The following is an 18,366-nucleotide window of genomic DNA, read 5'->3' as shown; positions in this document are numbered from 1 at the left end:
GGTTCGGGGAAGACGCGGTTGACGGCGGCGGACATGCCCTGGATGGCGAAAATCAGCACAAACAGAAACGCCAGCACAAACCCCATGCCGAGAAACATCAGGGTGAAGCCTTCACCTAATAGCAGTGCTGCATCAGTCATAAAATAGCCTTCGAGCAGGAGGCACGATAATGATGTTATTTATAACGAAAATAATAAGGGTGGATTTCCCTGAACCGCCCCGGCCAGAGTCCCTGTTTATTATCGCAATAAACGTATCGCCATCATTATCGTGCAATTCATATAACCCAGATTATTTGATAAAGCTTACGTGCTGGCATATTTCATCAGCGACGATCTCTTTACGCTGGTTAAAAATAATTTTGTTCTGTTCGAACAGGTTATTTCCATGGGTATCAATGGAAACGATTAACGGGCCAAACTCTTTTACCCGACATACCCATAGCGTTTCCGGCATTCCCAGATCGCGCCACTGCGCATCTTCGATCTCTTCCACGCACACCGCGGCCACTACCGCGCAGCCGGCCGGGAATACGCAGTGCAGCGCTTTATGCTCCGCGCAGCCCTCTTCGGTGCCTTTCCCCATGCCGCCTTTCCCAACGATTAATTTCACGCCGGTATGCGCAATAAATTCTTTTTCGAATTTTTCCATGCGCATGCTGGTGGTTGGCCCAACGGAGACCATTTCAAATTTATCGTCTTCGCCTTTAATTGGGCGGACAATTGGGCCAGCGTGTAAAATAGCGCCGCCGCGAACATCTACAGGTAATTCGCGCCCACCTTCAATTAATCGACGATGCGCCACATCACGACAGGTAACAATATGACCGTTGAGATAAATAATATCGCCCGCTTTAATATCGGCTAAATCTTCATCTTTAATTGGCGTAGTCAGGATTTTTTTCGTCATCAGAAATTCACTCCGCTGTGAGACGTAATGGTGTAGTTCAGGTCTTTATCAAAAACGATATGTCCTTTCCGGTGCGACCAGCAGCCGACGTTCACCGCCACACCGATGGTGGAGGGATGGCGCGCGGTGTTTTCAATATTCACGCCCATGACGGAGGTATTACCGGACATCCCCTGCGGCCCAAGGCCAATTTTGTTAATGCCGTCCTCCAGCATTTTCTCCAGCGAAGCCGCACGCTCATTCTCATTGTGCGAACCGATCGGACGCATCAGCGCTTTTTTCGATAGCAGCGCCGCCGTTTCAACAGAGGTCGCCACGCCCACGCCAACCAGTAGCGGCGGACAGGCGTTAAGGCCGTAGCTGGTCATCACATCCAGCACAAAGCGGGTTACGCCTTCATAACCTGCGCCCGGCATCAGCACCATCGCTTTCCCCGGCAGAGAACAGCCGCCGCCCGCCATATAGGTGTAAATGCTGCACTGGTCAGAATTGGGAACGATCTCCCAGAATACCGTCGGCGTACCTTTACCCACGTTTTTACCGGTATTGTATTCATCAAAAGTCTCAACGCTGTTGTGGCGCAGCGGGGAATCCACGGTCGCTTTGATCACCGCTTCACGCAGCAGCGCTTCCAGTTCGCCGATCAGCGGGAAGTTGGCCCCGCACTCCACCAGAAACTGAATCACGCCGGTATCCTGGCAGGAAGGGCGATCCAGTTCTTTTGCCAGACGCTGGTTCTCAATCATGGTCGTAAAGATGACGTCGGCCAGTTTACTGGTCTCTTTTTTATGCAAATCTTCCAGTTTTGCGGTGACGTCATCAGGCAAGACTTTGCCGGTGTACCCCACAAATTTGGCCATAATATTGGTCATATGGGATATCTGTTCACTTTTGCTCATAAAGGCTCCTTAGTCAGGACAGCTTCCGTTCATTACGGATGAAAAGGGAAAAGGATTGGCAGCAGAATCAGGCTGACAATGGTGGAAACGATAATCAGTGGGATGCCGGATTTGGCGTAGTCAACAAACTTATAGCCGCCTGCCGACAGCACCATCATGTTGGCAGGCATACCGATTGGCGTGGCGTAGGCGCAAGAGCTGCCGATCACCGTCGCCATCAGCACCGCGCGAGGGTCGGCGCCCATGCCCGCCGCAATCGACAGGCTCACCGGTACCAGCAGCGCGACGGTGGCGGTGTTGGACATGAAGTTAGTCATAACGACGGACAGCGCAAAGACCACCACCAGCAGCATAAAAGGCGAAGAGTTTTGCCCCAGCAGGCCAATCACGTGATCCGCCACCAGTTTTCCCGCCCCGGTCATTTCCAGCGCTTTCGCCAGCGCCAGAGTGCCGCCGAAGATAAAAATAGTTTGTGAATCAATGGCTTTATAAGCCTGCTTTTCTGTAAGCACGCCGGTAACCACCAGCACCAGCGCGCCGATACAGCCCGCTACCGCAAGACTCACACCGGTCTGCTTTTCGAAAATCATGCCGAGGATCGTGGCGATCAGAACAAGCAAAGAGAGGATCTGCTTCCAGCGCGGAACGTGGCTGTAATCGCGCTGTTGGCCGATGCTGCCAACTTCCCCACTATTCGGGTGGTTGGGCAGGAATTTATAGCCGATGGTCAGAAAGTAAATCATGCCACAAACCAGCATCGGTAAACCCACTTTGGCATATTCAAAAAAGCCAAAACCGCTGCCAATGTTCTGCAAGGCTGATTGCGCAATCAGGTTGCCCGGCGCACCAATCAACGACAGGTTACCGCCGAGCGCGGCGGCGAAAACCAGCGGCATCAGCAGTCGGGAACGGGCAAAGCCTGATTTCGCCGCCACGCCGATAACGACCGGGATCAGGACGGCTGCGGTACCGGTATTGGAGAGGAAACCGGACATCACGCCAACCACGACCATAATGGTAAAAATCAGCTGCTTTTCCGTTTTAGCGAAGCGCGTAATCACGCCCCCCACTTTATTCGCCATCCCGGTTTCAAATAGCGCCCCGCCGACGATAAACATGGCGACGAAGAGAATGACGTTGGTGTCGATAAAGCCGGCGAAAGCCTGCTTGAGATTGAGGACGCCGGTGAGAACCAGCGCGACGCAAACCACCATAGACGTGACCGCGAGCGGTATTTTTTCCCACACAAACATGGCGATAGCAAACGCCAGCAAACATAGAGTAATGGTAATCGGTTCCATATTTATAATTATCCCATCAATGATATATGATATTGTATCCAATATTGACGAGAGGGAAATTATTCCCACGCAAAGAGTAAGTCAATGCGTTTTTCACGAAAGCGTCAGGATTGAGATCTTTATCAAAATCTCGCAAAAGCAGTAACTTAGAGGAATTAATTTATGGAGTGAATAGGTAAGACGCCTGCAACGATCGTGCAGGCGGTGAGGTCAGGCCGAGGGCTCGCCGACGTAGCGCGTCAGCATATTCTCCATCGAACGGATGATATGCTCGCGCATTCGCTGACGGGCCAGCGCTTCATTATGCTGCTCCAGGGCCTGTAAAATCCCTTTATGCTCGCGTATGGAAATGATCGCATACTCCTCCTCGGTGACCTTATGCCCCATCGAGAGCCCGTTCCACATATTGCTGAGCAGCAGCTTCATTTTGCCGTTTCCGGCCGCATTCCATATCTCCATATGAAAAGCCTGATTGAGGTCAGAATATTCAGCTGAGTTATTTTCCGCCAGCGCTTTTTCCGCAGCGTAATGGACTTCGGCAATGCGCGAAATGTCCGTCCCAGGGCGAGAAGCTTTAGCGACCGCTTCACTCTCCAGCAGCGCGCGAATCTCGTAATGCTCGCGAATCGTTTGTTCGTTAATCCCCAGCACAACCGCCCCTTTATTGGGGCGGACTTTAATCAGCCCATCCGCAGCCAGTATCTGAAATGCTTCACGCACGGGCATACTGGATACGCCAACCATGCTGGCGATCCCTTCAAGGGTAATTTCTTGCCCTTCAACTAAATCTCGCGACAGTATCGCTTTACGTAATACTGCCGCGACCTGCTCTTTCGCTGAAAGAAGCTTAATTTTCCCTAATCGAGGCTTCTGCACTTTCCCAATCCTTCATGTGTTGACGCATTATTTCTGCCAGAGAGAGGAAATAACGCTGCGTTTCCTGCGCGATCTCGGCGCGATCGCCTTGTTGGATAGCATCCATCAGAGAACTGAGTATTTGCGCCGACTCCTGATTATCCTCTTTCAGATACAGAATGACATAGCCGATATAACCATCTAAAAACTGCTGATAAATCTTTTCCAGATAGCGGTTATCAATATAAGAAATGAGCGCCTGATGAAACGCCAGCTCCCGTATCCTCTCACCGGGATGCCCCAGCTCTCGCGCTCTGGTAGCCAGCGACTCGCCTGCTGCCGCGGGCACCAGTGAAAAAAGCGCTGTTGCCATCGCCGCAATGGCCTGGAAAATGTGGCTGACGTGGTCAGGCTCCAGCCGTGAGACCTGCATATGGCGGTTTGGCAAGCGCACCAGAAACCCTTCCTGCTCCAGGGCCTGTAACGCTTCACGAACCGGCATACGAGAAAGCCCCAGCTGTTCCGCAATACTCTCCTGCGCGAGCTCATCCCCCGGTTTCATACTGCCGGAAAGGATCTCGTAACGGATCATTTGAGTAATGTGGTCCCTGGTCTGCTTTCTTTCAATTTTTTTCACGACGTCCTCGTTTGTTGCCGCTCAAGACGCGGGGAGTTTAGCAGATTTACCAGCAGGTTGAGTCATTCCGGGGCGGGAGAAAGGCATAAAAAAGCCGGAACCCAGGCTCCGGCTTCTCTTTTTATGAAACGTTATTTATTCACAAAATCTTCGCCAAGGGCGATATCTTTCTTCAACGTATCCAGCATCCCCTCCAGCGCCTGCTGCTCAAACGCGCTCAGTTTACCGATAGACTGACGCTGCTCTACGCCATTTTTACCTAACAGCAGCGGCTGCGAGAAGAAGCGGGCATATTGGCCATCACCTTCAACATAGGCGCATTCCACCACGCCTTTCTCTCCCTGCATGGCGCGAACTAAAGAGAGACCGAACCGCGCGGCGGCCTGCCCCATTGATAGCGTTGCTGAGCCGCCACCGGCTTTTGCTTCAACAACTTCAGTACCGGCGTTTTGAATGCGTTTAGTCAAATCCGCCACTTCCTGCTCGCTGAAGCTGACGCCCGGAATTTGTGACAATAAAGGAAGAATAGTCACACCGGAGTGGCCGCCAATCACCGGAACCTCAACGTCTGACGAAGATTTGCCTTTCAGTTCAGCGACAAAGGTATTCGAGCGGATAATATCCAGCGTCGTAACGCCAAACAGCTTGTTCTTATCGTAAACACCGGCTTTTTTCAGCACTTCTGCGGCAATCGCCACGGTGGTGTTCACCGGGTTGGTGATAACCCCGACGCAGGCCTGCGGGCAGGTTTTGGCGATTTGCTGTACCAGATTTTTCACAATACCGGCATTAACGTTGAATAAATCGGAGCGATCCATACCGGGCTTACGCGCTACGCCCGCGGATATCAGCACCACATCAGCTCCTTCCAGCGCAGGGGTGGCGTCTTCGCCGGAAAAACCTTTGATTTTTACATCGGTAGGGATATGGCTAAGATCAACCGCCACGCCCGGCGTTACCGGAGCGATGTCGTACAACGAGAGTTCTGAACCTGAAGGCAGTTGGGTCTTAAGTAGTAGGGCAAGCGCCTGGCCAATTCCACCAGCGGCGCCGAGGACTGCAACTTTCATCCTAAACTCCTTATTATGGTTAAAATAGTCTTTCGTTACTCCGTCGCCTGGACCTTAATTCACAAGATGAACAATTACAATAATTATGGCTGAAGAATGCGTGGTCGTGCGCAGCGATGCAGCAGCTTCGCATTTTCCTCCCTGAGACTGACCATCCAGCAAAGCGTAGTACCGGATCGACTGTTGGTTACAATACACCCAGCGCGGTGAGCAGAACAACATCATTTAATAACATTTCATTTACTTTTGTAGCAATTTGCGCCCCGTGACGAAAGCATGTTCCTTATTAGGGTTTTTTGCTAAAATATGCGCCCTTCATAACATTATTTACGCTTCTCCCCGCGGATTATTTGCATAAAAATGCATGTTTATGCATAATGATGTTGTTTTTACCACCATAATTGGGTGACTTATGCGTAGTTCGGCAAAACAAGAAGAACTGGTTAAGGCGTTTAAAGCGCTGCTTAAAGAAGAAAAATTCAGCTCTCAAGGTGAAATCGTACAGGCCCTGCAAGAGGAAGGCTTCGATAATATCAACCAATCGAAAGTCTCACGTATGCTCACCAAGTTTGGCGCCGTACGCACGCGTAACGCCAAAATGGAAATGGTTTACTGCCTGCCCGCCGAGCTTGGCGTCCCGACGACCTCCAGCCCGCTAAAAAACCTGGTGCTGGATATCGACTATAACGATTCGGTCGTGGTTATTCATACCAGCCCGGGCGCAGCACAGCTGATCGCCCGGCTTCTGGACTCCCTGGGCAAAGCCGAGGGTATTCTCGGCAGCATTGCCGGTGATGATACTATCTTTACCACTCCGGCCAGGGGTTTTACCGTTAAAGAGCTGCATGACGCTATCCTCGTCCTGTTTGAACAGGAACTCTGATGCCCTTCCCTCTGGTTAACGCCAGAGGGTATCTCTTCAAAAAATTATCATTTCTTTAACATTTTGTGTGTTTTTCCGCTTCTATACATTCATTTACGTGATGAAACCGGCTTAAGCGCACAAAAGATCAAACCCATATAAAGTAATGATTTTATTAATCAATATTGCCTATCCTGGCGAAATTGTGACATTTCTAATTCTTATACGTTATAAAAAAGACATTTCTTTGTGATTATTTACATGAAAAACAATTAGCAAGGTATTAATATTTTCAGTGATTAGTGTATACTTGATTTTGTGATGAGGGTCACGAAACAAAGACCCCCAACAAAAAGATTCGACGAGGTGAACATCATGAAAATCAAAACCACTGTAGCAGCATTAAGCATCCTTTCCGTTCTGTCTTTCGGCGCCTTCGCCGCTGACTCCATTAACAGCGAACAGGCTCAAGGCCGTCAGGCAATCGGCACCGTTTCCGTCGGCGCGGTAAGTTCTTCCCCGATGGATATGCACGAAATGCTGAACAAGAAAGCGCAAGAAGAAGGTGCTTCCTCTTATCGCATTATCGAAGCACGTACCGGTGACCACTGGCACGCTACGGCTGAACTGTATAAATAAGATTTAACGATTGTCGGTCATTAACTGAAACAGAATCTCTCCAGCGGCCTCAGGTTCATTAAAACCTTCCGCCGCTGCAAATAATAAGGTTGGAGAAAAAATTATGAAAAGCGCAATTATCATCGCATCCCTGGGTCTGGCTTCCGTTCTCTCTTTCGGCGCAAACGCCGCCGTTAATCAAGTGAACGCTGAACAGGCGCAAAATCTGCAGTCCATGGGCACCGTTTCCGTTTCTCAGGTAGGCAGCGCGCCGATGGATATGCGCCAGGAACTGGCGGCTAAAGCTGAAAAAGAAGGCGCCAGCAGCTACCGTATTATTGAAGCCCGTACCGGCGATAACTGGCACGCTACGGCTGAGCTGTACAAATAAACCCTCGTCGTCTTATCCGACGACTTGCCCCCGCTCTGTCGGGGGCTTTTTTATGGCTGCCGCACATTAAAACGAAGCTCCCCTTCCAGCTCTTCTTCCGCCTCATCAAATAGCAATATTATCGCGCCAAAGCGCCGTCGCTGATTATCGCTTAAATGAATAAACTCAATCTCCAGCGGCAGAGGCAGTAGCCCGGCGGTCACCGCTTCCCACAGCGAATCAAGGTTGTTCACCTTCTCACGCGTTAAGCCAAAGGTACGTGAAAACTCACGATAAAAATCCTGCTGTTCAGCTATTTCATCAAAATCAAAGGTATAGGTAGCCATTGCCCGCATCCTGTCCACACCTGCAACTTTTCATAGCCCGGTCATCCCGGCGTGTAGTTCCACTCTGACGGTGGAATTCATACTCAGACAATTAAGTATAGCGATAAAAAAACCGACGCTTCAGGCGTCGGTTCTGGCGGCTAGCTATTGGTTAATACATGCTGGTACTTATGCAGCATCTCCACCAGCCTTCGCACCGGCTCGGTCACCTGCGGAGAGGCTTCCCAGAGCTGTAATTTTTGCTGGTAGATATCCAGCTCATCAAGCAGGCGGGCAAAATAGTAGCGGCGCTTATCATCGCTGCTGGCGGAAATGACGCGATCCGCCGTACGACGCAGCTGCCGGTGAAATACCGACAGGTCGTCATTTATCGGTACTGGCGCGTCGCGCAGGCGCTGATGGGCAATAATCAGGGTCAGCGCCAAACGAAAGCGCGCGATATCGCCGGGGAATTTATTCAGCAACAAAAAGAGCTGACGATACAGGGCCGGCAAATGGTTTTCTTTGCGTCGCGCCGTATTGGTGGTCAGCGATGATACCGCCGCCGAGACAAACTGGTTGAGCAACACGCGACCGGTGCGAGCCTGAGAGTTATCGCGAACCAGTAAGATCACCATCAGCGCGAGGAAACACCCCACGATCTGGCCTAAGGCGCTATCCAAAAATTGGTTGAATTGAAACTTCATCGGATTATCCAGCACCAGAATATTAATGGTGCTGGCCAGCGCCCCCAGCGAACCCAACCGCCGCTTTTGCACCTCAATACCGATAAAAAATGCCATCACCGCCAGGCTGATGCACAGCAGCAGCATACTTTGCTGAGTGGCGGGCATAATCACGAGGAAAAACAGCGCCCCCAGCGGTAATGCCGCCAGCGTGCCGTAGAGGAAATCGATAGCCACCATTCGCGGATTAGGTAAACGCATCGCTAAGGCCGTAACAACCGCGATCATCACCATCGCCCCGCTCCCTGAAGTCCAGCCGGTCCACAGCCAGAACAGCGTACCGAGGATACAGGAGATAGACGTACGCCAAAAGTTGACCATCGCATGGTGTCGCTCGGCGGATTCCGCCTTCACCACCACTTCGCCTTGCAGCACTTCCGCTTCAATACGGCTGATTTTGGTATTGCCGACCACGCCCCGCTTCAAAAGCAGATAGCGCGTCGCGGCCCCGACCCAGCTGTAGATCGTCACCGGCGTATTGTGCTCTCCCTTCCAGGTCAAAAAGCGGCGCATCCGCTTTAACTGGCGGTGCACGTCCTGCACGGTCTCAACCGGTTCAGCGAACAGCTCGCGGTAGTCATCGGTGACCATCTCAGGCCGGGTATTCTGAATCAAATAGGTTTCACAGGCTTGGGTAATTAAGGTCAGAGAGAGGGTATTGATCGCCTTCAGCCGCTGGTTCACTTTTGCCCAGCGCGAAGACTCCATAATTAAGTTTCCGCGCATCCCTTCCAGTCCGTTGGTGCGGCGAACCAGCGCGCTCCAGGCCTTATCGACTTCATCTTTATCGGCATACGCCACGCAAAGCTGCATCAGGCGGTATTGATCGATCAGCAGGTTATCCAGCTCAAGGTCGATCTCTTTTTTAATCGAACGCGGCGAAAATAGCAGGTCGGCCACGATGGCGCTGACGATACCAACAACAATTTCACTGCACCGTTCGACGGCGAACTGCGGCGCCAGCATCGGCTCTTCGTGGATAGTGATAATAATGATAAGCGCGGTATAGCCCGCCAGGCCCCAGGCATAGGAGTTCTCAACCCGCACCAGCGAGGAGATCCAGGTACAGAACCCTGCCCACAGGCAGCAGACCAGCACCATCAGCAGCGGGGCGCGAATCATCAGGATGATAATCGCCAGCGCGGCGATACAGCCGATAAAGGTACCGACAATACGCAGCATCCCGCGATAGCGGATAGCCCCGGAGTAAGGCTCTCCGCCGGCGGCAAACGCCGGGCCGGCGGCCACGATGGCTGCGGTAAGCACCGCCCAGCGCGGTGTTTCCAGCTGAAAGTGAAAACCGACGAATAACGCCAGCACTACCGCACAGGCTAATTTAACGGCAAAGCGGAGATGCCGGGGTTCGATGGTGAAAATCCCCATGGCGATTAACCGAACTCACGCAGGCGCATCGCCAGTTTCTGGAAGAAACTTGTCCGGCTGGAATCGCGGTCGTCTTTACCGGTGATCACCACCGTCGCGGTCGTCCCCGCCGGCCAGAGGTTGCCCTGCTGCTGGTCAAGGTGAATACGTACCGGCACCCGCTGCGCCAGGCGTACCCATTCAAGATTAGAGTCAATAGAGGCCAGCCCTTTCGTATCGCTGCTGCTGCTGGCATTGGTGACCCCAGCAGCGATGCTGTCGACGGTGCCTTTAAGAGTTTGCACGCTTCCCAGCGGGGTAATTTCGGCGCGGAAGCCGGGGCGCACGCCCTCAAGCTTGGTCTCTTCCAGGTAGGCCATCACATAGAAGGTATTCTGCTTGACCAGCGCAACCGCGGTAGAACCGCGGGTGATAAACTCGCCGCTGTAGACGTTCAGGTTCGTCACCCAGCCGTCAGCCGGGGCGCGAATGACCGTGCGTTCAAGATCAAGCTTCGCCAGATCGCGACTCGCGGTCGCTTTTGCCAACTGATGCTCAACGGTTTGCAGAACGTTATTCGCCTGGTCAATCTCCTCCCGGGACATGGCCTGGACGCCAAGGCGGTTACGACGGCCGGCTTCAACGCGCTTCTCCTGCGCCAGAGTCTGGTAATAGGAGACATCGGCTTCAGCCTCAGCTAAGGCTTTCTGGTAACGCGGCTGGTCAATGACGAACAAAACCTGGTCTTTCTTAACCAGTTGGTTATCCTTGATATTCACCTGCGAAATCAGGCCGGAAACATCGGGAGCGATGGCCACAATATCCGCACTAAAGCGCGCATCGCGCGTCCAGGGCGAGGCGGTGTAATACACCCATGCGCGAAAAATCGCCACAAATGCCAGGATAACCAGTATCACAGTGATTGCGGTACGGAGGATATTTCTTGTTAGTGTTTTCACATCTACCTCAAACGAACAAACGCGATATCAGATAAAACAGGCAGCAATAGAGCGCGGTATTAAACAGTGCCGGATGCCAGACAAAATCATAGATGCCGGTCGGAACCAGCAGGCGGTGCACCAGCCAAAAGATGGCTAGCGACAATAGCAACTCAAAGAAGATCGGCGGAAACGACAAGCCGAAAATCACAATGACAGGAAACAGACTCATGATGACCTTGATAAGAAGCGTACAGGTGATATGCGCGATGCGTTTATTATTAAGCTAACTATATAGTAACGTAACAATTGCGGTCTTATCTATAATGTGTGATCTAAATCACTTTTAAGCCAGAGTGAATAATGGAACGATTAAAACGCATGTCCGTATTTGCCAGAGTGGTGGAATTAGGTTCCTTTACCGCCGCGGCCCGCCAGCTCCAGATGAGCGTTTCTTCCATCAGCCAGACGGTAGCTAAACTGGAAGATGAGCTGCAGGTTAAGCTACTCAACCGCAGTACGCGCAGTCTTGGCTTAACCGAAGCGGGAAAAATATATTATCAAGGCTGTCGGCGGATGCTGTTCGAAGTCCAGGATGTCCATGAACAGCTATACGCGTTTAACAATACGCCCATCGGTACGCTGCGCATCGGCTGTTCTTCAACTATGGCACAGAATGTCCTGGCTCGCATAACGGCCGATATGCTCAAAGAGCACCCGGGGCTCTCCATCAACCTGGTCACCGGCATCCCGGCGCCGGACCTAATCGCGGACGGTCTGGACGTGGTGATTCGCGTGGGAGCGCTGCAGGACTCCAGCCTCTTTTCCCGCCGTCTGGGCTCTATGCCAATGGTGCTCTGCGCGGCGAAAAGCTATCTCCAGCACGCCGGATGTCCGGAAAAGCCGGCGGATCTCGCCAGCCACTCCTGGCTGGAATACAGCGTCCGGCCGGATAACGAATTTGAAATCATCGCCCCGGAAGGCATTTCAACCAAGCTGATCCCTCAGGGCAGATTCGTCACTAACGATCCGATGACGCTGGTGCGCTGGCTAACGGCAGGCGTCGGCGTGGCTTACGTTCCGCTGATGTGGGCGATCGAAGAGATCAACCGCGGCGAACTGGAGATTCTGTTGCCGAGCTACCAGTCCGATCCGCGCCCGGTGTACGCGCTATATACCGAGAAAGATAAGCTGCCCCTGAAGGTACAGGTATGCATTAATTATCTGACTGAGTATTTCGTCGGGGTGGCAAATATTTACCAGGGTATGCGCGGTCGGGGGATAGCCCGCTAGCGGCCAGAGCCTGCGAAAAAGGGTAATAACGTATTATCAGGCCCGGCATCGGAAATGATCTGCGTCACGTCGCGGAGATTGCCGATGCGCACCTCGCCGGAGCGATGAAATTTGCTTTTGTCGATTAACAATAGCGACTGTGCCGCCCGTTTCAGCAGCAGCGATTTGTAAGCGGCATTATTGGCGCTGGAATCCCAGAGCACGCCGTCGTTATCGATCCCCTCGCAGGAAAAAATGAATAGATCGATCTCCAGCGATTTGACCTGCGATAACAGCGCAGGGTTAACGTAATAGCCATATTGACGCTGAAGCTGACCACCGGCGCTGATCAGTTGGATCCGCTCACGGCGGCCCAGCTCTACGCAGACCGGATGGCTGTTGGTAAACACCGTCAGGTTACTATTCGGTAGCTGACGCGCCAGAAACCAGCAGGTTGAGCTGGCATCCAGCGCGATCGTCATGCCTTCATCAATCCACGCCAGCGCGGTACGGGCAATATCAGATTTATGGGCATAATGGCTTTTCACGCGGCGATGAAACGGCTTCTCGCCGTTGTGATTATCGCCCAGGAGAACGCGCGCCTGTCCGTGGCTACGCTGGATACTCCCCTGTTTCTGCAGCTCGCTCAAATCGCGACGAACGGTCTCGATGCTGACCTGCAGAAGCTGAGATAACGCTTCAGTAGTTAGGGTGTGGTGCTGACTGAGTAACTCGACTATCTGCTGCTGACGCGCGGCTTTCATCGCGACCCCGCGGAGGTGATGTGCGCTTTCGCCGCGAGCGAAAGCGCATTGAGAGGTATCAGGCAGTACCGCCGACGGTGAGTTTATCCACTTTGAGCGTTGGCTGACCGACGCCAACCGGTACGCTCTGGCCCTCTTTGCCGCAAACGCCGACGCCGCTGTCCAGCTTCAGATCGTTCCCCACCATCGAAATCTGCTGCATCGCTTCGATACCTGAACCGATAAGCGTCGCCCCCTTCACCGCTTTGGTCACTTTGCCTTTTTCAATCAGGTAGGCTTCAGACGTGGAGAAGACAAATTTGCCGGAGGTGATATCCACCTGACCGCCGCCAAAGTTCGGCGCGTAGATGCCGTAATCGACCGATTCGATAATCTCCTGCGGCGTGGATTTTCCCGCCAGCATGTAGGTGTTGGTCATACGCGGCATAGGCAGATGCGCGTAGGATTCGCGACGACCGTTGCCGGTTGGCGCCACACCCATCAGCCGGGCATTGAGCTTGTCCTGCATATAGCCTTTGAGAATGCCGTTTTCAATCAAAACGTTATACTGACCCGGGGTACCTTCGTCATCAATGGCAACGGAGCCGCGACGGTTGGCAATGGTGCCATCATCCACTACGGTGCACAGCTCTGAGGCCACCAGCTCACCCATATGGCCGCTGAATACCGACGTCCCCCGACGGTTAAAATCGCCTTCCAGTCCGTGACCGACGGCTTCATGAAGCAGCACGCCAGGCCAGCCTGCGCCCAGTACGACCGGCAGCATTCCGGCGGGCGCGGCGACGGCGGTCAGATTGACCAGCGCCATACGCACGGCTTCTCTCGCCCAAACATCCGCGCGCACATCGCCATCCTGGGAGGCCAGGAAATAGTCGTAGCCAAAGCGACCGCCGCCGCCGCTGGCGCCGCGTTCGCGTTTGCCATCCTCTTCCACCAGCACGCTGACGGAAAGACGAACCAGCGGGCGCACGTCCGCCGCCAGCGTGCCGTCGGTGGCGGCCACAAGAATTAACTCATAGACGCCGGTCAGGCTGGCGGAAACTTCCTGCACCCGTTTATCGGCCGCGCGAGCGGTTTTATCTACCCGGCGCAGAATATCCAGCTTCTCTTCCCGACTCATGCTTTGCAGCGGGTCGATGCTGGTATAGAGGGAGCTGTACTCCACTCCGCCGAGGGTATGAACTTTACCATCGCCGTGGTCGCGTACAATGGTACGCGCCGCCTGCGCGCTCTGTTCCAGCGCCAGTCGGCTAATCTGGTCCGCATAGGCAAAGCCGGTTTTTTCCCCGCTCACCGCACGGACGCCGACGCCCTGGTCGATATTGTACGAACCATCTTTAATGATGCTGTCTTCAAGAACCCAGGACTCGTGATAGCTCGACTGAAAATAGAGATCGCCGTAATCCAGACGGCGCTCGGCCAGCTGGCCAAGAATGGTAAACAGATCCTGATGATTCAGGCCGTTTGCCGACAGTAATTGTTCACTTACCAGGTTCAGACTCATCGTTTTGCTACTCGTTTGTTGCCGCCTCTCGGGCGGAAATAAAATAGGCTCTCTATTGAGAGTGCGGTAATTACGCACAATCGTCAAATCATTGCTTTTTGTCGCTCCGCGCCTGGCGCAGCACTTCGTTAATTTGCGGCTGATCGATAGGACCGGTGATGCGATAGCGCAGAATTGAAACCTTATTCCACAGCGGCCCCAGCACCTTACTGGCGGCAAAGACCGCGGCGCCGATTATCGGGTTAACGGCAAAGGCCGCGGCGACGCCCACGGTCGCGGAAATTTCCGGCGCGACCACGGCCTGCATATCCAGCTGACGGCGGACAAGATCCACCGACCCCTTCATGGCGATATCCGCTTCCAGACCATCAACCAGCGTATCGTCGGTATGCAGAACGCCGTCTTTAATCCACGCCGTACTGCGAATGGAATCAAAGTAGAAACCTTCGCTGAAGGTATCGCTAAAGTCGAAACGCAGCTTGCGAAGCAGCGCGTCAACGCTCAACAAACGCAGCAGCTGGCCGGCGTGGCCGGTGCTGAGATCGGTAAACTCGCCTTTCCCAAGACGGCTTTTCAGGATCCCGTTCAGCGAGGCAACATCGGGCTGCCACGGCGGCGCACGCCAGTGAAGGTCATAATCAATATCAAACGAAGAACCTTTTACCGGCGTGGACACGCCGAAGAAGTTGACGAAATCATCGGTTTTATTACCGTGCAGTTTACCTTTTAAAGAGGTTCGTACGCCCGTCGGCGCGCTTACCCATACGCCATCGGTCGTCAGGCGGCCAAACCCGGTATCCACCAGGCCATTTGCCAGCGTCAGGGTATCGCCGCGGATATCAAAATCGCCTTCGATGCGACCATATTTTTGCCCCCACAGCCAGCACTCGGCGCAGCGAAGCTGAAGGTCCGGCCAGCCGTGGAAATCAATTTTGGCGTCAGCCAGAGGGCCGCTGCTTTTTTCCGTCCCGCCGCTTTTCGCTGCAGTGGGGTTGTAGTAGAGATAGCGAATGGCTGCCAGCCACGGCGCGTTTTTGCGCATCGTCAGGGTGGCGTTAACTTCACGCCCCTGGGCTTCAATCTTCGTCCCTCCGGCGCCGGGTTGGGAAACAAGGCTGACGTTATTCCAGCTCTGGCCCGCCATCGTTAACACCGGCGTACGCAGCGTGACCTGCTCGGGGAAAACCATATTGCTGCTGACGTCATTGGCCGCGCCGCCCTGGAACAGCGCAAGCCACTGCGCGCCATCCATCGGCGGCATATTCAGCTCCACGCCAGGCTGCTCGGGAAGCGGCGACACGGCTTTACTGTCAGTGGTTAAAATAGCGCGGTCCAGAGTCAGCTTATGACCCAGCAGCCAGCGGCTATTGATATGATTTTTCGCCCCCACGGAGCCAGCCAGAGTAAAGCTGCTTAGGCCGCCATCAACCTTAATGTTTACCGGCAAAGGCTCACCGGCCTGTTTATCGACCGGCGCAGGTAAGTGACTACTTACATTCTTCAGGTCAGCGTTAACATCCACCTTATAGCTCGCGCTACCGCGATACGGAAGTTCAATCGCGACTTTACCGTCCCAGGGCACGCTGCCGCTCAGGGTGCCTTCCAGGGCTTTCGGCAGTAAACCGGTACGCGCGGGCTGCCAGCTGGCGTTCATCCCGACGTCTACCAGGAATGCTTTCGCGCCTTCGGTGGTCGAGAAATCGATATTCAGCGGCTGATTAAACCAGGTCGCGCTCATCGGTTCGCTTTTCAGGTCGCCGTTTACGAAGCTGAATTTACCGCTCAGGTTCTGCAATGTAGTATCAATAGGCTTGATAAATAAGCTGTTATTGTTCAGCCGGACATCACCCTTAGCGGTGGTCATCTCGCCATCCAGGGGGATATCAAGATGTAAGCGAGCGCTCACACCACCGTCCAACTGAAGCTCACCCAGCGCCGCCCCCAGCGTCTCTTTCAGCGGCGTCTCGTTAAAATAAGGGCCAACTTCTTTACCCGGACCGTTAACATCGGCATCAATTAATAACTTTTCACGCGAATAGTCGGGAATTACCGCGTCGAGATTGCTGGCGGTCACTTTGCCGAGCATCGCCTTATCGGCCTTCATCCATAGTCCGTCATTGATAAAGTTAAGGTCGATATTCAGGCCGGTTAGCGCAGGCCAGTCAGGCTGAAAGGCAAAGGTGGCGTTCTTGAGCGGCACCGTAACCTGGAATTGCCCCTCATTATGCTTATACGGGAAAAGGTGCGGGTTGCCGCCATAAGCCAGCGTGGCATCGGTGGCCTGGCCGCCTTTAATCGCTCCGCTGAGGTAATCCACCAGCGCTTTGCCCATCAGATTTTCCGGGAAGTAGCGCCATGCCTGACCGCCGTCGTTGGTACTGATACCGGCCAGAATACCGAGCCAGGGTTCATCACCCTGCGGCTGTAGATAGCGGAACCCGCCGCGGGCGCGAACGCCGGTTGCCTGTACGTCGATGTCGCGACCATCGAGCATAAAACCTTTGTCATTCTTCACCCAACTGAGGGTCGCATCGCCCCGGGCGATCTCCAGCGGCGCGCGAAAGACCGTTTCATAGGGCATTCTCGCCTGCGTCATGCGGGCATGCAGGGTACCGTTTTCCACGCTACCGGCAATGTTGCCGGAGAAATGCTCAGCTCCTGGCAGCAGCTTCCACTGCTTCCAGGACATGTCGCTCCAGTCCGCCTGAAAGCGCGTTTTTTCCGCCATCTGCAGCGGAATATCCAGCGCCAGAAGGTTAATTTTGCCGTCCGGCTGCGTCGTACGCCAGATTTCGCCCAGCGACGGCGCCAGTTTATCCGCCATCGGCTGCAGCCCGGTCAGGCCGCTAAGGTTAAGATTGCTGGCGCGAATGCGCAGCTCATCGCTGCGTTGACCATTTTTTCCACCCACATCCTGAGCCGGGATCCACGCCATCGACAGCGCGCCGCGCGGCCAGGGTTTATTATCCATCGAAATGCGCGTATCAGGGATGTCAAAGCCCCAGCTTTGATTATCGCGATAGATGTGCGCCGTCAGATTATCAACCGAGAGATGATGCTTATCTTTGTCGCCCTGCCAGCTGGCGCCGCCTTTTTTCAGCCATACATCCCCGCTGGCGACGTCGCCTTTATCGATAGTCATCCAGCCTTCGAGGCTAAACCGCGCGCTTTGCAGGGCGATGTTGTCCTGCATCCAGCGACCAAGCCATGGCTTAACGTCGATATCATCGGCCTGAAGCCAGACGCGCCCCTTATTGAGCAAGCCGTCTTCATCGCGCAGGTCCATGCGCACCTGCATCACGCCATGCTGGCCGGTCAGGCTGCTAAGGCTAAGCTGCCCCTCAGCGCGATGGCGATTTTTACCGTTCAGCCAGGTAAGCTGCGGGATCGAGAGTTCTGCCCGCTGACCCGAGATCGTCAGGAAGCTCAGATGGCTATCGCGAAGGATAAAGTGGTCGAACTGGCGGAGAAAAAGATCGCTGATACGGTCGGTTTTCAGCCCTTCACCGCCGTTATTGGTTTGAATAGGAGTATTGGTATGAATCTGCAGCTGCCAGAAGGTTAGATCGCGAAACTGCCAGCGCATATGCAGCAGGCTTTGCCAGACGTCGAGTGCCAGAGTGACGCGTTTGACGGAAAGCTCACCGCCGTCATTCAGGCCGGCCTTAACATCACGGACATCAAGCGTCGGGCCAAACGTCTGCCAGCTGGCGACAATGTTTGAGGCATCGACCGGCACGCCGGCCATCGCGGAGACTTTTTCCAGCACCTGTGGACGCCAGCTGTTCAACTGCGGCAGAACGAGACGCAGACCGCTCACCAGCAGTGCGACGACAACAATCAATGTTGCCGCGGTGAGCAGTAATATCCCGGGCAGTCGCCTCACGCATCTCTCCTTGTCAGCCTGTTACGCGTCATCCTTTCGCCCGCCTC

The 18,366-nt window shown here is 53.9% G+C and carries 18 protein-coding genes; 4 read left to right on the top strand and 14 right to left on the bottom strand.

Annotated elements, in window-relative coordinates:
* From CMQ96_RS27200 to mdh, 7 genes are all read right to left on the bottom strand, one after another.
* Positions 1–140: OadG family transporter subunit (locus CMQ96_RS27200; protein ID WP_176519005.1), on the bottom strand; the 140-nt coding region annotated here is incomplete at its 3' end.
* Positions 141–291: 151 nt separating this feature from the next.
* Positions 292–909: a L(+)-tartrate dehydratase subunit beta gene (gene ttdB, locus CMQ96_RS27195; RefSeq protein WP_049087090.1), complete on the bottom strand. Its 618-nt coding sequence runs from the start codon at positions 907–909 to the stop codon at positions 292–294.
* Positions 909–1,808 carry a L(+)-tartrate dehydratase subunit alpha gene (ttdA, locus tag CMQ96_RS27190; protein WP_004139744.1) on the bottom strand — a complete coding sequence of 300 codons (900 nt, stop codon included), beginning with the start codon at positions 1,806–1,808 and terminating at the stop codon, positions 909–911. Before ttdA ends, ttdB begins: the two co-directional genes overlap by 1 nt.
* 32 nt (positions 1,809–1,840) lie before the next feature.
* Positions 1,841–3,109, bottom strand: a complete 1,269-nt coding sequence (locus tag CMQ96_RS27185) for an SLC13 family permease (protein WP_024360661.1) — start codon at positions 3,107–3,109, stop codon at positions 1,841–1,843.
* A gap of 210 nt (positions 3,110–3,319) precedes the next feature.
* Positions 3,320–3,985, bottom strand: coding sequence for a GntR family transcriptional regulator (locus CMQ96_RS27180; RefSeq protein ID WP_004139740.1), 666 nt, complete (start codon positions 3,983–3,985; stop codon positions 3,320–3,322).
* Positions 3,957–4,601, bottom strand: coding sequence for a GntR family transcriptional regulator (locus CMQ96_RS27175; RefSeq protein WP_024360659.1), 645 nt, complete (start codon positions 4,599–4,601; stop codon positions 3,957–3,959). The genes CMQ96_RS27180 and CMQ96_RS27175 overlap by 29 nt, the downstream gene beginning before the upstream one ends.
* 131 nt (positions 4,602–4,732) lie before the next feature.
* The gene (gene mdh / locus CMQ96_RS27170) at positions 4,733–5,671 is read right to left on the bottom strand and encodes a malate dehydrogenase (protein ID WP_004139734.1); all 939 of its coding nucleotides are present in this window, start codon (positions 5,669–5,671) and stop codon (positions 4,733–4,735) included.
* 412 nt (positions 5,672–6,083) lie between these two features.
* Between mdh and argR the strand changes: the two genes are divergently transcribed.
* The 3 genes from argR (at position 6,084) to yhcN-B (ending at position 7,542) form a co-directional block, all read left to right on the top strand.
* Positions 6,084–6,554 carry a transcriptional regulator ArgR gene (gene argR / locus CMQ96_RS27165; RefSeq protein ID WP_004106225.1) on the top strand — a complete coding sequence of 157 codons (471 nt, stop codon included), beginning with the start codon at positions 6,084–6,086 and terminating at the stop codon, positions 6,552–6,554.
* Between the two features lie 354 nt (positions 6,555–6,908).
* Positions 6,909–7,172 carry a peroxide/acid stress response protein YhcN gene (yhcN, locus tag CMQ96_RS27160; RefSeq protein WP_004106226.1) on the top strand — a complete coding sequence of 88 codons (264 nt, stop codon included), beginning with the start codon at positions 6,909–6,911 and terminating at the stop codon, positions 7,170–7,172.
* A 103-nt stretch (positions 7,173–7,275) separates the two neighbouring features.
* Positions 7,276–7,542: a DUF1471 family stress response protein YhcN-B gene (gene yhcN-B, locus CMQ96_RS27155; protein WP_004106229.1), complete on the top strand. Its 267-nt coding sequence runs from the start codon at positions 7,276–7,278 to the stop codon at positions 7,540–7,542.
* 50 nt (positions 7,543–7,592) lie between these two features.
* Here the strand turns inward: yhcN-B and CMQ96_RS27150 are convergent, their stop codons facing one another.
* The 4 genes from CMQ96_RS27150 to aaeX all read right to left on the bottom strand — a co-directional run bounded on the left by CMQ96_RS27150 (position 7,593) and on the right by aaeX (position 11,125).
* On the bottom strand, positions 7,593–7,868 hold the full coding sequence (locus CMQ96_RS27150) for a barstar family protein (protein ID WP_049087091.1): 276 nt from the start codon (positions 7,866–7,868) through the stop codon (positions 7,593–7,595).
* Positions 7,869–8,008: 140 nt separating this feature from the next.
* A complete protein-coding gene (gene aaeB / locus CMQ96_RS27145; protein WP_024360657.1) occupies positions 8,009–9,976 on the bottom strand; it encodes a p-hydroxybenzoic acid efflux pump subunit AaeB in 1,968 nt (655 codons plus the stop codon).
* Between the two features lie 5 nt (positions 9,977–9,981).
* Entirely contained in the window at positions 9,982–10,914 is a 933-nt protein-coding gene (aaeA, locus tag CMQ96_RS27140; RefSeq protein ID WP_004139725.1) for a p-hydroxybenzoic acid efflux pump subunit AaeA, read from the bottom strand.
* Between the two features lie 7 nt (positions 10,915–10,921).
* Positions 10,922–11,125: a p-hydroxybenzoic acid efflux pump operon protein AaeX gene (gene aaeX / locus CMQ96_RS27135; protein WP_002918640.1), complete on the bottom strand. Its 204-nt coding sequence runs from the start codon at positions 11,123–11,125 to the stop codon at positions 10,922–10,924.
* A gap of 131 nt (positions 11,126–11,256) precedes the next feature.
* On the opposite strand from aaeX, the gene aaeR reads away from it, so the two are divergent.
* Positions 11,257–12,186 carry an HTH-type transcriptional activator AaeR gene (gene aaeR, locus CMQ96_RS27130; RefSeq protein WP_004139722.1) on the top strand — a complete coding sequence of 310 codons (930 nt, stop codon included), beginning with the start codon at positions 11,257–11,259 and terminating at the stop codon, positions 12,184–12,186.
* On the opposite strand, the gene fucR is transcribed toward aaeR, so the two are convergent.
* From fucR to yhdP, 3 genes are all read right to left on the bottom strand, one after another.
* Positions 12,183–12,929, bottom strand: coding sequence for an L-fucose operon activator (gene fucR, locus CMQ96_RS27125; RefSeq protein ID WP_098067594.1), 747 nt, complete (start codon positions 12,927–12,929; stop codon positions 12,183–12,185). The genes aaeR and fucR overlap by 4 nt on opposite strands.
* Positions 12,930–12,987: 58 nt before the next feature.
* Positions 12,988–14,433 carry a metalloprotease TldD gene (gene tldD / locus CMQ96_RS27120; RefSeq protein ID WP_024360655.1) on the bottom strand — a complete coding sequence of 482 codons (1,446 nt, stop codon included), beginning with the start codon at positions 14,431–14,433 and terminating at the stop codon, positions 12,988–12,990.
* Between the two features lie 88 nt (positions 14,434–14,521).
* Positions 14,522–18,319: an AsmA2 domain-containing protein YhdP gene (gene yhdP / locus CMQ96_RS27115; RefSeq protein WP_098067593.1), complete on the bottom strand. Its 3,798-nt coding sequence runs from the start codon at positions 18,317–18,319 to the stop codon at positions 14,522–14,524.
* Positions 18,320–18,366: the final 47 nt, after the last annotated feature.

Source organism: Klebsiella sp. MBT K-1 (assembly GCF_002556465.1).
Taxonomy (GTDB): Bacteria; Pseudomonadota; Gammaproteobacteria; order Enterobacterales; family Enterobacteriaceae; genus Klebsiella; species Klebsiella grimontii.
The sequence above is the reverse complement of the archived record's forward strand: the minus strand, read 5'-3'. Positions and strand labels throughout refer to the sequence as shown.

Bases quoted from the DNA above. Each gene is read 5' to 3' on its own strand.
- yhcN-B (WP_004106229.1), top strand. From the start codon at position 7,276: ATGAAAAGCGCAATTATCATCGCATCCCTGGGTCTGGCTTCCGTTCTC.
- mdh (WP_004139734.1), bottom strand. From the start codon at position 5,671: ATGAAAGTTGCAGTCCTCGGCGCCGCTGGTGGAATTGGCCAGGCGCTT.
- ttdA (WP_004139744.1), bottom strand. From the start codon at position 1,808: ATGAGCAAAAGTGAACAGATATCCCATATGACCAATATTATGGCCAAA.
- aaeR (WP_004139722.1), top strand. From the start codon at position 11,257: ATGGAACGATTAAAACGCATGTCCGTATTTGCCAGAGTGGTGGAATTA.
- tldD (WP_024360655.1), bottom strand. From the start codon at position 14,433: ATGAGTCTGAACCTGGTAAGTGAACAATTACTGTCGGCAAACGGCCTG.
- CMQ96_RS27185 (WP_024360661.1), bottom strand. From the start codon at position 3,109: ATGGAACCGATTACCATTACTCTATGTTTGCTGGCGTTTGCTATCGCC.
- aaeX (WP_002918640.1), bottom strand. From the start codon at position 11,125: ATGAGTCTGTTTCCTGTCATTGTGATTTTCGGCTTGTCGTTTCCGCCG.
- CMQ96_RS27150 (WP_049087091.1), bottom strand. From the start codon at position 7,868: ATGGCTACCTATACCTTTGATTTTGATGAAATAGCTGAACAGCAGGAT.
- argR (WP_004106225.1), top strand. From the start codon at position 6,084: ATGCGTAGTTCGGCAAAACAAGAAGAACTGGTTAAGGCGTTTAAAGCG.
- ttdB (WP_049087090.1), bottom strand. From the start codon at position 909: ATGACGAAAAAAATCCTGACTACGCCAATTAAAGATGAAGATTTAGCC.
- yhcN (WP_004106226.1), top strand. From the start codon at position 6,909: ATGAAAATCAAAACCACTGTAGCAGCATTAAGCATCCTTTCCGTTCTG.
- aaeB (WP_024360657.1), bottom strand. From the start codon at position 9,976: ATGGGGATTTTCACCATCGAACCCCGGCATCTCCGCTTTGCCGTTAAA.
- fucR (WP_098067594.1), bottom strand. From the start codon at position 12,929: ATGAAAGCCGCGCGTCAGCAGCAGATAGTCGAGTTACTCAGTCAGCAC.